Origin of the sequence: Halomicronema sp. CCY15110 (genome assembly GCF_016888165.1) — a bacterium.
Taxonomy (GTDB): Bacteria; Cyanobacteriota; Cyanobacteriia; order Phormidesmidales; family Phormidesmidaceae; genus Halomicronema.
Genome location: NZ_JACSWC010000285.1, coordinates 1 through 1,016 on the forward strand (window position 1 = coordinate 1; position 1,016 = coordinate 1,016).

General features: G+C 49.7%; 1 pseudogene. It reads left to right on the plus strand.

Annotated features, from left to right (window positions below):
- Positions 1-422 precede the first annotated feature (422 nt).
- Positions 423-1,016: pseudogene (locus JUK32_RS12230) on the plus strand (ParA family protein); the annotation flags it as partial.

Sequence of the window (1,016 nt, forward strand, 5' to 3'; positions counted from 1 at the left end):
TACTCTTTTCCACGGTTGTGGAGTTGATGAGTTTGGTGGTGTGTGGCATCAGCCCCTCAATTAATGCGGCCTATCAGGCCCTAAACTAGCGAGGCTGCGATATGGGCCCATTTAGTTTTTATGTATTACCTGAATAGCTGCAAGCCGAGCAACCCCTCACAAAAACAAGCTGGAATAGCTGCACATAAGGCAACTACTCCATCTGACAAAAGTGGGGAAAGCCGATTGAGTGAGGGCGATCGCGCTTTTTGAGCCAGTTTTCACTCGCCACGAGATCTTAGGGGTTTCAGCCAACTGGCACAGTTCCTTTTAGCAGCGACTAATCCAGATTCAGTCCAGCGGGTTTCGCCAACTGGCACACTCCTAAAACAGATGTCCATAATTACAGAAGTCGAGATATCTAGATATAAGGAAAAACAACCACAATCTTCTTCACAGCTCTGCTCCTCGCCAGTCAGGGTAAAAAAGTCCTCGCCATCGATGCAGATCCTCAAGCTAACCTCACCTTTTATCTCAACCACGAAGTTCAGCCCAATGAACCCAGTCTGTTTGAGGTTCTGACTGGGCAAGTACAGACTGAGGATGGGATTTACGAGACCGGCTATAGCAACCTGTTCCTTATGCCTGCCGACCGCGGCCTTTTCAAAGTCTCAGATTTCTTAAGCAGCAGTGGTACCGGTGCCTTTGTGCTCCGCATTCGGCTCAAAGCTGTCGCTGACTTGTTCGACTATGTTTTGATCGATGTTCAGCCATCGCGATCTCAACTCTGCCTCACCGCCGTCGGGGCCTCCCAGCATGTTGTCGTTCCCGTCGAAGCCAACGTCAAAGGAGTAAACTCCCTCGTCGACACGCTCGATTTTCTGCAAGAACAATCACACCTAGAAGCCTTTGCTGGCAAAATCCTGGGCATTATCCCGTTTCGAGACCGCTGGGTAGGCAATACCAGCCCTCTAAAGGTGTTTTCAATACCGCTTAATAATTGCTGTCACTCAGCCCGAGAGGAAGACGGAGCTAGT